Source organism: Streptomyces sp. P5F9 (genome assembly GCF_057961495.1).
The window spans coordinates 1-14,207 of the sequence record NZ_JBXVPZ010000245.1 but is presented as its reverse complement, the minus strand read 5'-3'; the positions used below and the strand labels follow the sequence as shown (position 1 = coordinate 14,207).

General features: G+C 69.3%; 13 protein-coding genes. 12 read left to right on the top strand and 1 reads right to left on the bottom strand.

Annotated elements, in window-relative coordinates:
- From AC31A1_RS31445 to AC31A1_RS31410, 8 genes are all read left to right on the top strand, one after another.
- A partial coding sequence (locus tag AC31A1_RS31445) for a UDP-N-acetylglucosamine--N-acetylmuramyl-(pentapeptide) pyrophosphoryl-undecaprenol N-acetylglucosamine transferase (RefSeq protein WP_489656577.1) occupies positions 1–904 on the top strand: 904 nt, incomplete at its 5' end.
- A gap of 25 nt (positions 905–929) precedes the next feature.
- Positions 930–1,724 (top strand): cell division protein FtsQ/DivIB, encoded by a 795-nt coding sequence (locus AC31A1_RS31440; protein WP_489656576.1) that lies wholly within the window; start codon positions 930–932, stop codon positions 1,722–1,724.
- 276 nt (positions 1,725–2,000) lie between these two features.
- Complete coding sequence (ftsZ, locus tag AC31A1_RS31435) at positions 2,001–3,188, top strand: cell division protein FtsZ (RefSeq protein WP_489656575.1); 1,188 nt, start codon at positions 2,001–2,003, stop codon at positions 3,186–3,188.
- Complete coding sequence (pgeF, locus tag AC31A1_RS31430; RefSeq protein WP_489656574.1) at positions 3,185–3,913, top strand: peptidoglycan editing factor PgeF; 729 nt, start codon at positions 3,185–3,187, stop codon at positions 3,911–3,913. The genes ftsZ and pgeF overlap by 4 nt, the downstream gene beginning before the upstream one ends.
- A 6-nt stretch (positions 3,914–3,919) precedes the next feature.
- Positions 3,920–4,639 carry a YggS family pyridoxal phosphate-dependent enzyme gene (locus tag AC31A1_RS31425; RefSeq protein ID WP_489656573.1) on the top strand — a complete coding sequence of 240 codons (720 nt, stop codon included), beginning with the start codon at positions 3,920–3,922 and terminating at the stop codon, positions 4,637–4,639.
- A gap of 128 nt (positions 4,640–4,767) precedes the next feature.
- Complete coding sequence (locus AC31A1_RS31420) at positions 4,768–5,409, top strand: cell division protein SepF (RefSeq protein ID WP_033284465.1); 642 nt, start codon at positions 4,768–4,770, stop codon at positions 5,407–5,409.
- A gap of 50 nt (positions 5,410–5,459) precedes the next feature.
- On the top strand, positions 5,460–5,750 hold the full coding sequence (locus AC31A1_RS31415) for a YggT family protein (protein WP_019062316.1): 291 nt from the start codon (positions 5,460–5,462) through the stop codon (positions 5,748–5,750).
- Between the two features lie 52 nt (positions 5,751–5,802).
- On the top strand, positions 5,803–7,029 hold the full coding sequence (locus AC31A1_RS31410; RefSeq protein WP_318015774.1) for a DivIVA domain-containing protein: 1,227 nt from the start codon (positions 5,803–5,805) through the stop codon (positions 7,027–7,029).
- A 176-nt stretch (positions 7,030–7,205) separates the two neighbouring features.
- Here AC31A1_RS31410 and ileS read toward each other — a convergent pair whose 3' ends face one another.
- Positions 7,206–10,343 carry an isoleucine--tRNA ligase gene (gene ileS, locus AC31A1_RS31405; protein WP_489656572.1) on the bottom strand — a complete coding sequence of 1,046 codons (3,138 nt, stop codon included), beginning with the start codon at positions 10,341–10,343 and terminating at the stop codon, positions 7,206–7,208.
- Between the two features lie 640 nt (positions 10,344–10,983).
- Between ileS and AC31A1_RS31400 the strand changes: the two genes are divergently transcribed.
- From AC31A1_RS31400 to AC31A1_RS31385, 4 genes are all read left to right on the top strand, one after another.
- Positions 10,984–12,228 (top strand): TraR/DksA family transcriptional regulator, encoded by a 1,245-nt coding sequence (locus tag AC31A1_RS31400; protein WP_489656571.1) that lies wholly within the window; start codon positions 10,984–10,986, stop codon positions 12,226–12,228.
- Between the two features lie 73 nt (positions 12,229–12,301).
- Complete coding sequence (lspA, locus tag AC31A1_RS31395) at positions 12,302–12,880, top strand: signal peptidase II (RefSeq protein ID WP_328683893.1); 579 nt, start codon at positions 12,302–12,304, stop codon at positions 12,878–12,880.
- Between the two features lie 94 nt (positions 12,881–12,974).
- On the top strand, positions 12,975–13,919 hold the full coding sequence (locus AC31A1_RS31390) for an RluA family pseudouridine synthase (RefSeq protein WP_366494049.1): 945 nt from the start codon (positions 12,975–12,977) through the stop codon (positions 13,917–13,919).
- A partial coding sequence (locus tag AC31A1_RS31385) for a GNAT family N-acetyltransferase (RefSeq protein ID WP_489656570.1) occupies positions 13,916–14,207 on the top strand: 292 nt, incomplete at its 3' end. The genes AC31A1_RS31390 and AC31A1_RS31385, both read left to right, overlap by 4 nt.

Genomic DNA, 14,207 nt, shown 5'->3' with positions numbered 1-14,207 from the left:
CCGCAAGCCCACCCCCGAACTGATCACCGTGCCGGGCCGGTTGCGCGGCACGATCAAGGCGGCCGAGCAGATCCTGGAGCGCACCAAGGCGGACTGCGTCGTCGGCTTCGGCGGCTATGTGGCGCTGCCCGGCTATCTCGCGGCCAAGCGCCTCGGGGTGCCGATCGTGATCCACGAGGCCAACGCCCGGCCCGGGTTGGCCAACAAGATCGGCTCGCGGTACGCGGCCCGGGTCGCGGTCTCGACCCCGGACAGCAAGCTGCGCGACGCCCGCTACATCGGCATCCCGCTGCGCCGCTCGATCGCCACCCTGGACCGCGCGGCCGTACGGCCCGAGGCCCGGGCCGCGTTCGGGCTCGACCCGAACCTGCCGACGCTGCTGGTCTCCGGCGGCTCGCAGGGCGCCCGGCACCTGAACGAGGTGGTCGAGCGGGTCGCGCCGTACCTCCAACAGGCCGGAATCCAGATCCTGCACGCGGTCGGCCCGAAGAACGAACTGCCGCAGGTGCACCAGATGCCAGGGATGCCCCCCTACATCCCGGTACCGTACGTGGACCGGATGGACCTCGCGTACGCCGCGGCCGACATGATGCTCTGCCGCGCGGGCGCGATGACCGTCGCCGAACTCTCCGCCGTCGGACTCCCGGCCGCCTACGTCCCGCTGCCCATCGGCAACGGCGAACAGCGGCTGAACGCCCAGCCGGTGGTCAAGGCCGGCGGCGGACTCCTGGTCGACGACGCGGAACTGACGCCCGAGTGGATCCAGGGCAACGTCCTGCCCGTACTCGCCGACCCGCACCGGCTGTACGAAATGTCGCGCGCGGCAAGCGAGTTCGGCCGCCGGGACGCCGACGACCTGCTCGTCGGCATGGTGTACGAGGCGATCGCCTCGCGGCACCGCTAGCCATATGTGAGAGAGGCAGGGGATCGTGGCCGGACCGACGACCGCCGAACGCGGTGAACGCCAACAGGAGTCGTCCGGCCCGCCCCTTGTCCGGCGTCTGGGGCCAAGACGCCTTCGTCTGATTGTCGTACTCGCCCTCGCCGCAGTCCTGTTGGGCACCGCGGCGGTCTGGCTGCTCTACGGCTCGCAGTGGCTGCGGGTCGAGAAGGTGTCGGTCTCCGGGACCAAGGTCCTGACGCCGGAGCAGGTGCGCGAAGCCGCCGACGTTCCGGTCGGCGGACCGCTCGTCTCCGTCGACACCGATGCGATCGAAGCCCGACTCCGCAGGAAATTGCCCCGAATTGACACCGTTGACGTAGTCCGTTCCTGGCCTCATGGAATCGGGCTGAAAGTGACCGAACGCAGCCCGGTTCTGGTGGAGAAAAAGGGCGGAAACTTCATCGAAGTGGACGACGAGGGCGTGCGATTCGCCACCGTTTCCACGCCGCCGAAGTCCGTCCCCACCCTCGAATTGACGCTCTCCCCGTCGAGTTCGTCCGCGGCGGGCCTGCGCCGCTTCGGCGAGGACCGACTCGTGCGCGAGGCGGTACACGTCGCGGGTGACATTCCGGCCGCGGTCGCACGCGTCACCCAGGTCGTCAAGGTCCGTTCCTACGACGACATCTCGCTGGAGTTGACCGGCGGCCGTACCGTCGCGTGGGGAAGCGGTGAGAAGGGCACAGCGAAGGCGCGTACGCTCACCGCTCTCATGAAAGCAGCTTCCGGCGCCCGGCACTTCGACGTAAGTGTTCCCACCGCCCCTGCGTCAGCCGGGAGTTGACGCACATTCGCGCAGGCCAGCACCCTGGTTGGGCAGCGCTACGGCTGATCACATAGGGTGAAAAGAAAAACGGGAGGTTCGGCGTGTTCGTTGAACGTGCGCCACTTGTCGACTTAGTGTCCTGTTCAGAAGACTTCAAGGAACAGACACACTGGTAACCCTAAACTTCAACGTTAGGGTTCGGGTCGGCGCTACGGACCGTCCCATTCGGCATCTGCCGTCCCGCGCGGAACCGCACGGTGACGGCGACGTAATTCGAGGCGAGAGGCCTTCGACGTGGCAGCACCGCAGAACTACCTCGCAGTCATCAAGGTCATCGGTGTCGGCGGCGGTGGTGTCAATGCCATCAACCGGATGATCGAGGTCGGTCTCAAGGGCGTCGAGTTCATCGCCATCAACACCGACGCGCAGGCGCTGTTGATGAGCGACGCCGACGTCAAACTCGACGTCGGCCGCGAACTCACCCGCGGACTCGGCGCCGGCGCCAACCCGGCCGTCGGCCGCAAGGCCGCCGAGGATCACCGCGAGGAGATCGAGGAGGTCCTCAAGGGGGCCGACATGGTCTTCGTGACGGCCGGAGAGGGCGGCGGCACCGGCACCGGCGGCGCCCCCGTCGTGGCCAACATCGCGCGCTCCCTCGGCGCCCTCACCATCGGCGTGGTCACCCGCCCGTTCACCTTCGAGGGACGGCGCCGGGCGAACCAGGCGGAGGACGGCATCGCCGAACTCCGCGAAGAGGTCGACACCCTCATCGTCATCCCGAACGACCGGCTGCTGTCCATCTCGGACCGCCAGGTCTCGGTCCTCGACGCCTTCAAGTCGGCGGACCAGGTCCTGCTCTCCGGTGTGCAGGGCATCACCGATCTCATTACCACGCCCGGTCTGATCAACCTCGACTTCGCCGACGTCAAGTCCGTGATGTCCGAGGCCGGTTCGGCCCTCATGGGCATCGGCTCGGCCCGCGGCGACGACCGCGCGGTGGCGGCGGCCGAGATGGCGATCTCCTCGCCGCTCCTGGAAGCCTCCATCGACGGCGCCCGCGGCGTCCTGCTCTCCATCTCCGGCGGCTCCGACCTCGGCCTGTTCGAGATCAACGAAGCGGCCCAACTGGTCAGCGAGGCCGCCCACCCCGAGGCCAACATCATCTTCGGCGCGGTCATCGACGACGCCCTCGGCGACGAGGTCCGGGTCACGGTCATCGCGGCCGGCTTCGACGGCGGGCAGCCGCCGACCCGCCGCGAGACGGGCACGAGTTCCACCTCGGCCCGCCGCGACGAGCCGACTCCGGTACGGCAGGAGAGCCGTCCGTCCTTCGGCTCGCTCGGCAGCGTCAAGCCCAAGGAGGAGCCGGAGCCCGCCCCGGAGCCGGTCGCCGACCTCCCGGTCGCCCCGCCGGTCCCGCCGTCGCGGACCTACTCGGACAGCGCCGCCGAGGAGCTGGACGTACCGGACTTCCTGAAGTGATAGGGCAGTTCGACACCGTGAGCGGCGCGCACTTCGCCTTCACCGACAGGTGGGGCGGGGTGAGCGCCGTTCCGTACGAGGAGCTCAACCTCGGCGGCGCGGTCGGCGACGACCCCGATGCGGTCCGTACCAATCGCGAACTGGCCGCCAAGTCACTGGGGTTGGACCCGGCGCTGGTGGTCTGGATGAACCAGGTGCACGGCGCGGACGTGGCGGTCGTCGAGGGGCCCTGGGGCGCCTCGGACATCCCCTCCGTCGACGCGGTCGTCACCGCCCGGCGCGGCCTCGCCCTCGCCGTGCTGACCGCCGACTGCACGCCGGTCCTGCTCGCCGACCCGGTCGCCGGGATCGCGGGCGCGGCCCACGCCGGACGCCCGGGCATGGTCGCCGGGGTCGTCCCCGCCGCCGTACGGGCCATGGTAGAACTCGGCGCCGATCCCGCCCGGATCGTCGCCCGCACCGGACCCGCCGTCTGCGGCCGGTGCTACGAAGTGCCCGCGGACATGCGCGCCGACGTCGCCGCCGTGGAACCGGCGGCGTACGCCGAGACGAGTTGGGGCACTCCCGCGGTCGACGTGACCGCCGGGGCGCACGCGCAGCTCGACCGGCTCGGGGTGGGCGACCGGGAGCGGTCGCCGGTGTGCACCCGTGAATCGGACGACCACTTCTCGTACCGCCGCGACCGTACGACCGGGCGGCTGGCGAGCTATGTCTGGCTGGACTGACGGGACATGACGGACCGTAGGGACGAACTCGCCGTAAATCTGGCGAAAGTCGAGGAGCGCATCGCCGCCGCCTGTGCCGTGGCCGGGCGGAAGCGTGAAGAAGTGACCCTGATCGTGGTCACCAAGACCTATCCGGCAAGTGACGTGCGGATGTTGGCGGAACTCGGTGTGCGCCATGTCGCCGAGAACCGGGACCAGGACGCCGCCCCGAAGGCCGCCGAATGCGCGGATCTGCCGCTGAGTTGGCACTTCGTCGGTCAGTTGCAGACCAACAAGGTGCGATCCGTGGTCGGTTACGCCGATGTCGTGCAGTCGGTCGACCGGTCCCGGCTCGTCACCGCGCTGTCGAAGGAGGCAGAGCGGTCCGGACGCCGACTGGGCTGTCTCATCCAGGTCGCACTCGACGCGGGAGTGAGCGGGCGGGGCGAGCGGGGCGGCGTCGGACCGGGCGGGATCGGGGAGTTGGCCGATCTCGTCGCCGGAGCTCCGGGGTTGCGGCTCGACGGGCTGATGACCGTCGCTCCGCTCACCGGTGAGTACGCGGGACGCCAACTGGAGGCGTTCGAGCGGTTGATGGATTTGTCGACTGACCTGCGCCGAGCCCATCCTGCTGCGAACATGGTGTCGGCAGGGATGAGTGCGGACCTCGAACAGGCCGTGGCAGCCGGAGCGACACATGTACGCGTCGGCACTGCGGTACTCGGCGTGCGCCCCAGGCTCGGGTAACGTCGCCAGGAAGTCGGACCACAGCAGAAAATATGGTCAATGCCCCCGAAAGCGGGCGTAACGACCTCGTGGATCGCGGGCACTTGGCAGTCGTCAGCCGATCCACCACAGAGCGGAGGACTCAGAGCATGGCCGGCGCGATGCGCAAGATGGCGGTCTACCTCGGCCTCGTGGAGGACGATGGGTACGACGGCCGGGGTTTCGACCCCGATGACGACTTCGAACCCGAACTGGACCCGGAGCCCGAGCGGGACCGTCGACGGCACGAGCCGTCGCACCAGTCACACACCCCACATCAGTCTCAAAGGGACGAACCGGTACGAGTGGTGCAGCCTCCGGCTCCTCGCGAGCCGGTGTCCCATTCCGCTTCACTGGGTGCGGAATCAGGGCGTCCGGCGCGTATCGCGCCCGTGGCATCCATCACACAAGAACGCCAGTCCCTGGAGAAGAACGCACCGGTGATCATGCCCAAGGTCGTGTCGGAACGAGAGCCGTACCGGATCACCACACTTCACCCCCGGACCTACAACGAGGCCCGTACCATCGGGGAACACTTCCGTGAAGGCACCCCGGTGATCATGAATCTGACTGAGATGGATGACACAGACGCCAAGCGACTTGTCGACTTTGCGGCCGGTTTGGTGTTTGGTCTTCACGGCAGCATCGAGCGGGTGACGCAGAAGGTGTTCCTGTTGTCGCCTGCTAACGTCGATGTCACGGCGGAGGACAAGGCCCGCATCGCAGAGGGCGGGTTCTTCAATCAGAGCTGAGACAGACAGCCGCTAGAAAGCACGGAACAGGGGAGAGGGAAAGACAGACCATGAGCGTGTTCGCGCAGGTGATCTACATCGCGCTGATGGTGTTCCTCATCGTGCTCATCTTCCGGTTGGTCATGGACTACGTCTTCCAGTTCGCCCGCTCATGGCAACCCGGCAAGGCGATGGTGGTCGTTCTGGAGGCCGCCTACACTGTCACCGATCCACCGTTGAAGCTTCTGCGGCGGTTCATCCCGCCGTTGCGTCTCGGGGGCGTGGCGCTCGACCTGTCCTTCTTCGTCCTGATGATCATCGTCTACATCTTGATCTCTATCGTGGGCAATCTCGCGAGGTGACAGTGGACGATACGGTCTTGCCGACTGCCGATGACTACGTTGAGGTGAAGAGATGCCGTTGACCCCCGAGGACGTGCGGAACAAGCAGTTCACGACCGTCCGCCTCCGAGAAGGCTATGACGAGGACGAGGTCGATGCCTTCCTCGACGAGGTCGAAGCCGAACTGACGCGCCTGCTCCGCGAGAACGAGGACCTGCGCGCCAAGCTGGCGGCGGCCACGCGCGCCGCAGCGCAGAACCAACAGAACATGCGCAAGCCCCCCGAACAGGACCAGCAGCAGGGCGGCATGCAGCAAGGCGGCATGCAGCAGCAGGGGATGCCCCAACAGGGCATGCCCCCGCAAGGCATGCGCGGTCCGGGCGGCCCGGTGCCCGCCGGCATATCGGGCCCGCCGCAGCAGCAGATGGGCGGCCCCATGGGTGGCCCGCCCCAGCTGCCGAGCGGTGCCCCGCAGCTGCCCGCCGGCCCCGGTGGCCAGGGTCAGGGCGGCCCGCAGGGTCAGGGTCCGATGGGTCAGGGCCCCATGGGCGGTCCGATGGGCCAGGGCCCGATGCAGGGTCAGATGCAGCAGATGGGCCAGGGCCCGATGCAGGGTCAGATGGGCGGCCAGCCCCCCATGCAGCAGCAGATGGGCGGCCCCATGGGCGGTCCCATGGGTGGCGGCATGCCGCAGCAGGGCCCCGGTGGCGACAGCGCCGCCCGTGTCCTCTCGCTGGCCCAGCAGACCGCCGACCAGGCGATCGCCGAGGCCCGTTCCGAGGCCAACAAGATCGTCGGCGAGGCCCGTTCGCGCGCCGAGGGTCTTGAGCGTGACGCCCGAGCCAAGGCCGACGCCCTGGAGCGGGACGCGCAGGAGAAGCACCGCGTCGCGATGGGCTCCCTGGAGTCCGCCCGCGCCACGCTGGAGCGCAAGGTCGAGGACCTGCGCGGCTTCGAGCGCGAGTACCGCACGCGTCTGAAGTCCTACCTGGAGTCCCAGCTGCGTCAGTTGGAGACCCAGGCCGACGACTCGCTGGCCCCGCCGCGCACTCCGGCGACCGCGTCGCTTCCGCCGTCCCCGGCGCCCTCCATGGCCCCGGCCGGCGCGAGCGCCCCGTCGTACGGCGGCAACCAGGGCATGGGCGGCCCGCCGCCCGCCGGTCCGTCCTACGGCGGCCAGCAGCAGATGTCCCCGGCCATGACCCAGCCGATGGCGCCGGTACGGCCGCAGGGCCCGTCGCCGATGGGCCAGGCTCCCTCGCCGATGCGCGGGTTCCTGATCGACGAGGACGACAACTGACCGGCCTTTAGTACGCCTTGGGCGTCGGCAGCGTTCAGGGTGGGGCCCCGGATTTCGATCCGGGGCCCCACCCTTTTTACGCGGGTTGAGCGCTGGATCACGTGAGTTGGCCGCTGGGCGCGAGAGAAGGGCCCGGTCTCCATGAAGGAGGCCGGGCCCTTTCGTGCCGGTGGTGCCTATGCCTTGTGCAGGCGGAACACCAGCGACAACCCCTCGTCCGTGAACGGGGTGCCGTAGCTGTCGTCCGCCTCGCCCTGGGCGAAGTCGGTGGCGAGGACCTCGTCGGCGATCAGGGTCGCGTGCTCGGACAGGGCCGCGATGACCGCCGGGTCGGTCGACGTCCAGCGCAGGGCGATCCGGTCGGCGACGTCCAGGCCGCTGTTCTTGCGGGACTCCTGGATCAGGCGGATCGCGTCACGGGCCAGGCCCGCCTGCCGCAGCTCCTCGGTGATCTCCAGGTCGAGGGCGACCGTCGCCCCCGAGTCGGAAGCCACGGACCAGCCCTCGCGCGGGGTCTCTGTGATGATCACCTCATCGGGAGCCAGCGTGATCGTCTCGCCGTCGACCTCCACGGACGCCGTGCCCTCGCGCAGGGCCAGGGACAGCGCGGCCGCGTCCGCGTTCGCGACGGCCTTCGCGACGTCCTGGACGCGCTTGCCGAACCGCTTGCCCAGGGCGCGGAAGTTGGCCTTCGCCGTGGTGTCGACCAGCGAGCCGCCGACCTCGCTCAGCGAGGCGAGGCCCTCGACGTTCAGCTCCTCCGTGATCTGCGCGTGCAGCTCCCGGTCCAGGGCGGCGAAGCCCGTGGCCGCGATCAGCGCGCGGGACAGCGGCTGGCGCGTCTTGACACCCGACTCCGCGCGCGTGGCCCGGCCCAGCTCCACCAGGCGGCGTACGAGGACCATCTGCTGGGAGAGCTCGGGGTCGATGACGGAGAGGTCCGCCTCCGGCCAGGTGGACAGGTGGACGGACTCCGGGGCGCCCGGGGTCACCGGGACGATCAGGTCCTGCCAGACCCGCTCGGTGATGAACGGGGTCAGCGGGGCCATCAGCTGGGTGACCGTCTCGACGACCTCGTGCAGGGTGCGCAGCGCGGCCTTGTCGCCCTGCCAGAAGCGGCGACGGGAGCGGCGGACGTACCAGTTGGACAGGTCGTCGACGAACGCCGACAGGAGCTTGCCGGCGCGCTGGGTGTCGTAGGACTCCAGAGCCTGCGTCACCTGGTCGGTGAGCGCGTGGAGTTCGGACAGCAGCCAGCGGTCCAGGACCGGGCGGTCGGCCGGGGCCGGGTCCGCCGCGCTGGGCGCCCAGTCGGACGTGCGCGCGTACAGGGCCTGGAAGGCGACCGTGTTCCAGTACGTCAGGAGGGTCTTGCGGACGACCTCCTGGATCGTGCCGTGGCCCACGCGGCGTGCCGCCCACGGGGAGCCGCCCGCCGCCATGAACCACCGCACCGCGTCCGCGCCGTGACGGTCCATCAGCGGGATGGGGTCCAGGGTGTTGCCCAGGTGCTTGGACATCTTGCGGCCGTCCTCGGCGAGGATGTGGCCGAGGCAGACGACGTTCTCGTACGACGACTTGTCGAAGACCAGGGTGCCGACGGCCATCAGCGTGTAGAACCAGCCGCGGGTCTGGTCGATGGCCTCGCTGATGAACTGCGCCGGGTAGCGGGACTCGAAGAGTTCCTTGTTCTTGTGCGGGTAGCCCCACTGCGCGAACGGCATCGAACCCGAGTCGTACCAGGCGTCGATGACCTCCGGCACGCGCGTGGCGCTCTCGCCGCACTGGGGGCAGGCGAAGGTGACCGCGTCGATGAACGGACGGTGCGGGTCCAGGCCCGACTGGTCGGTGCCCGTCAGCTCGGTCAGCTCCGCGCGGGAGCCGACGACCGTGAGGTGATTGTCCTCGCAGCGCCAGATCGGCAGCGGGGTGCCCCAGTAGCGGCTGCGGGACAGCGCCCAGTCGATGTTGTTGTTCAGCCAGTCGCCGTACCGGCCGTGCTTGACGGTGTCCGGGAACCAGTTGGTGTTCTCGTTCTCCTGGAGGAGGCGGTCCTTGACGGCCGTGGTGCGGATGTACCAGGAGGGCTGCGCGTAGTAGAGGAGCGCGGTGTGGCAGCGCCAGCAGTGCGGGTAACTGTGCTCGTACGGCACGTGCTTGAAGAGCAGGCCGCGGTCCTTGAGGTCCTCGGTGAGCTTTTCGTCTGCCTTCTTGAAGAAGACACCGCCTACGAGCGGGACGTCCTCGGCGAAAGTGCCGTTCGGGCGGACCGGGTTGACCACCGGCAGGCCGTACGCGCGGCAGACCTTGAGGTCCTCCTCGCCGAAGGCGGGGGACTGGTGGACCAGACCCGTACCGTCCTCGACCGTCACGTACTCCGCGTTCACCACGTAGTGGGCGGGTTCCGGGAACTCCACGAGCTCGAACGGACGTTGATACGTCCAGCGCTCCATCTCGGCGCCGGTGAAGGTCTCACCGGTGGTCTCCCAGCCCTCGCCGAGGGCCTTGGCGAGCAGCGGCTCGGCGACGACGAGCTGCTCCTCGCCGTTCGTCGCGACGACGTAGGTGACCTCGGGGTGGGCGGCGACGGCCGTGTTGGACACCAGCGTCCAGGGGGTCGTCGTCCAGACCAGGAGTGCGGCGCGGCCGGCCAGCGGACCGGAGGTGAGCGGGAAACGGACGTACACGGAGGGGTCGACGACCGTCTCGTAGCCCTGCGCCAGCTCGTGGTCCGAGAGGCCCGTCTGGTCGCGGGGGCACCAGGGGGCGACGCGGTAGTCCTGGACCAGCAGGCCCTTGTTGAAGATCTCCTTGAGGGACCACCAGACCGACTCGATGTACTCGGGGTCCATCGTGCGGTACGGGTCGTCGAGGTCCGTCCAGTACCCCATGCGGGTCGTGAGCGCCTCGAAGGCGTCGGTGTGCCGGGTCACGGACTCGCGGCACCTGGCGTTGAACTCGGCGATGCCGTACGCCTCGATGTCCTGCTTGTCGGTGAAGCCCAGCTCCTTCTCGACCGCCAGCTCCACCGGGAGGCCGTGGCAGTCCCAGCCGGCCTTGCGGGCCACGTGGTAGCCGCGCATGGTGCGGAAGCGGGGGAAGACGTCCTTGAAGACGCGCGCCTCGATGTGGTGGGCGCCCGGCATGCCGTTGGCCGTGGGCGGGCCCTCGTAGAACACCCACTCGGGGCGTCCCTCGGACTGGTCCAGGGTCTTGGCGAAGATCTTCTGCTCGCGCCAGAAGTCGAGCACGGCGTGCTCCAGCGCGGGCAGGTCGACCTGGGCGGGCACCTGGCGGTACGTCGGCGTTGTCATCAGCGAGCTTCCTCCGGCGGACTTTCTGCCTTCCGTCCGGAGGGACGAGAGCTACGACTTTCCGTACGCCGTGTGCGGCGCGCTCCCGCGGTACCACCCTCCTTGGCTCGCCGGTGCGTCCAGCACACCAGTGAGCCCCCTCATTGGGGTCGCGATACCGGGTCTACCGGCCGCGGCTGGTGGGCTGCGGCTTTCTTCCGGCGGCTCCGGGGTGATCTTCACGTCGCGCTCGCCCCCGGGCTTCCACCGTCCCCGGGTCGCTCTGGGCTGCGTACGCCGCTACTCGTCCCCATCCACGCTTCTCGCTCCGCCCAGTGTACGGGGCCGCACGGACAGCGGCCGACCGGTTTTGCGGAGGCCTCGGCGAAGGGCTGTGGGGGTGCTTCCGGCGGAGGTTCGGCCGGAGGTTTGCCGACCTGCCGTACGACTCGAATGGCGCTGAACGCGCGTTCGATATTCGAGGTGTCGGACTCGGCGGATTACCCGGCGGGGAGCTGGGCACAACGCATGCAGGCTTGCCGCGCGGGGCCAGAGGGGTGGACGAATCGGGCGGCGTGCCCCGTTGCCGCGGGACTCAAGTCGATTTATCGTCCCAGCACGATTCGCGTGCGTGATCACAAAATGTGAAGGGGCCGCGGCCATGGTGGCGAAGAAGACCGCAACGAAGAAGACCGCGGCGAAGAAGGCGGTCGCTACGAAGGCGGCTTCTTCGAAGAAGGCGACCGGGGAAGGGGCCGAGAGACCCGGGGCCGCGAAGGGGGCGGCGACCGAGAGGGCGGCGAAGGAGGCGGTGGCCAGGAAGAGCACCGCGAAATCCACGGCGACGAAGAAATCCACGGCGACGAAGAAGGCGACGGCTACGAAGACGACCGTTACGAAGAGGGCGGCTACGGGGACGGGGGCTACGAAGGCGGCGGTGACGAAGGTGACGGCCGCTCCGAAGGCTACGGAAACGAAGAAGACGGCCGTGAAGAAGGCGGCTGTTAAGAAGACGGTCGCGAAGAAAGCGGCTGTGAAGAAAGCGGCCGTGAAGAAAACCGTCGCCCCTGAGAGCTCGTCGACGAAGAGCAGCCCTACGGAGAGCATCACCAGCGCGAAGAGCAGCCCTACGGAGAGCATCACCAGCGCGAAGAGCAGCCCTACGGAGAGCATCACCAGCGCGAAGAGCAGTTCCACGAAGACCACCACGGGCACGAAGACCACCACGGGCACGAAGACCCCCACGGGCACGAAGACCCCCACCGGCACGAAGACCCCCACCGGCACCAAGAGCACTACGGGAACCAAGCGCACTACCGGAACCAAGAGCACGGCCGGCGCAAGGAAGAGCGCGACCGGCACGAAGAAGAGCGCGGCCAAGAAGGCAAAGGCGGGCGCGGCGCAGGCCGCGGAGCAGACGGGAGCCACGACGGTGGTTGCGAAGAAGACTCCTGGCACGGCCACGGCGGCGAAGACGGCTGTTCCGAAAGCACGGGTCGCGGTGGTGCCCGGCGAGCTCGCGGTGCGCCCCGGCGAGGACCCCTGGACGCCCGAGGAGGTCGAGGAGGCTCGCACCGAGCTGCAATCCGAGGCGGCGCGGCTGAGCGAGGAGATCACGTCCACCGAGCAGGCCCTCGCCGGTCTGATGCGGGACTCCGGGGACGGTGCCGGCGACGACCAGGCCGACACCGGCACCAAGAACATCACGCGCGAGAGCGAGATGGCGCTGGCCGCCAACGCGCGCGAGATGCTGATCCAGACCGAGCGCGCCCTGGGGAAGCTGGACGCCGGCACCTACGGCCTGTGCGAGAACTGCGGCAACCCGATCGGCAAGGCCCGCATGCAGGCCTTCCCCCGGGCCACCCTGTGCGTCGAGTGCAAGCAGAAGCAGGAACGACGGTACTGACGCCGGTACTGAAGCCCCCGACAGGTGTGCCGTACCCTCGTCCTGAGTTAGGCACCTAGGTCGAGGGACTCACGTGGCAGAGGCGGAGCGCATCATCGGTACGCCGGATACCCCAGAGGCGGCGGGGGCAGAGCCGGAGCAGGGTGACACCGCGTCGCCACCCAGGGGCAGGCGCCGGATCGCCGTCCTGTTCGTGGTGGCCGCCTTCGCGTACACCCTCGACCTGGTCAGCAAGCTGCTCGTGGTCGCCAAGCTGGAGCACCACGCGCCGATCGAGGTCTTCGGGGACTGGCTGGAGTTCCACGCGATCCGCAACCCGGGCGCTGCCTTCGGGTTCGGCGCGGCCTTCACGGTCATCTTCACGATGATCGCGGCGGCCGTGATCGTGGTGATCGCCCGGCTGGCGCGCAAGCTCTACAGCCTGCCGTGGGCCATCGCGCTCGGGCTGCTGCTCGGCGGTGCGCTCGGCAACCTCACCGACCGGATCTTCCGTTCGCCCGGCATCTTCCAGGGCGAGGTCGTCGACTTCATCGCGCCCAAGGGCTTCGCCGTCTTCAACCTCGCCGACTCGGCGATCGTGTGCGGCGGCATCCTGATCGTGCTGCTCTCCTTCCGCGGCCTGGACCCGGACGGCACCGTCCACAAGGACTGAGCGCAGATCCACGAGGGCCGAGCGCGAGTCCGCAGGGCCTGGGCGCCTCGGCTCGGGTAAGGCGGTGTCGGACCCGTCCGGCATACTCGACCGAGTGAGCACAGTTCCCGAGATCCGAAACCTGCCCGTGCCCGACGGCCTGGAGGGCGAGCGTGTCGACGCCGCCATCTCCCGCATGTTCGGCTTCTCCCGTACGAAGGCCGCCGAGCTGGCCGCGGCGGGGAAGGTCACGGTCGACGGCTCGGTGGTCGGGAAGTCCGAGCGGGTGCACGGCGGGGCCTGGCTGGAGGTCGAGATGCCGCAGGCGCCCGCGCCCGTGCAGATCGTCGCCGAGCCCGTCGAGGGCATGGAGATCGTCTACGACGACGATGACGTGATCGTGATCGTCAAGCCGGTCGGCGTCGCCGCGCACCCCAGCCCCGGCTGGACCGGGACGACCGTCATCGGCGGCCTGGCCGCCGCCGGGTACCGCATCTCGACGTCCGGTGCCGCCGAGCGCCAGGGCATCGTGCACCGCCTCGATGTCGGCACGTCCGGCCTGATGGTCGTCGCCAAGTCGGAGCGCGCGTACACCTCTCTGAAGCGCCAGTTCAAGGAGCGCACGGTCGACAAGCGCTACCACACGCTGGTCCAGGGCCACCCGGACCCGACGAGCGGCACCATCGACGCCCCCATCGGCCGCCACCCGAACCACGACTACAAGTGGGCGGTCACCGCCGAGGGCAAGCCGTCGATCACGCACTACGACCTCATCGAGGCGTTCCGCGCGGCCTCCCTGCTCGACGTGAAGCTGGAGACCGGCCGCACTCACCAGATCCGCGTGCACATGGCGGCCCACCGCCACCCGTGCGTGGGCGACCTGACCTACGGCGCCGACCCGACGCTCTCCAAGCGGCTGCGCCTGACCCGCCAGTGGCTGCACGCCGTCCGGCTCGGCTTCGAGCACCCGGCCGACGGCCAGTGGGTGGAGTTCGAGAGCGGCTACCCGGACGACCTTCAGCAGGCCCTGGACCTGGTGCGCGAGGAGACGTACGCATGAGTCCGTCGTCGTACGCGGTGCGCGTCGCCGAGGACCCGGCCGACCGTGAGGCCTGCTTCGCGGTGCGCAAGGAGGTCTTCGTCGTCGAGCAGGGCGTGCCCCAGGAGATCGAGTACGACGCGTACGACGCCGTAGCGACGCATGTGCTGGCCGTGCGTGAGGACGGGGTGCCGCTCGGGACCGGGCGGCTGTTGTACGGCGAGGCGGCTGCGGCCAAGACCGGCGGAGACCCGGCCGTGGGGTCCCTGGGGCGGCTGGCCGTCACCAAGGAGGCGCGGGGGCTCGGGG